2 pseudogenes are annotated in these 255 nt (G+C 51.4%); both read left to right on the forward strand.

From position 1 onward, the window contains the following. Positions 1 to 132 (forward strand): annotated as a pseudogene (locus DXA74_RS15925) (conjugal transfer protein TraI); the annotation flags it as partial. A 19-nt stretch (positions 133 to 151) separates the two neighbouring features. Further along, positions 152 to 255, forward strand: a pseudogene (locus tag DXA74_RS16785) (conjugative transposon protein TraJ); the annotation flags it as partial.

Raw genomic sequence — 255 nt, forward strand, 5'->3', positions numbered from 1 at the left:
CTCAACTACCGCAACCTCGTGAACTACTACACCCGAAAGAACATATCCGTGTCCTACCTGCGGGCAAAGAAGAAGAACGACACAGACCGGGTGCTGGCTCTTTACGGCTCGGCGGATGAACGCTACTGGTAACATATAAATCGGTATGCCTATGTTATTAGCAGCGGTGGATTTTGACAACCTGCACCAAGTGTTGCGGGTGCTGTACGATGAAATGATGCCCTTGTGCAGCAACATGACGGGGGTAGCCAAAGG

The organism is Bacteroides sp. OF04-15BH, assembly GCF_003477995.1.
Lineage (GTDB): Bacteria > Bacteroidota > Bacteroidia > Bacteroidales > Bacteroidaceae > Paraprevotella.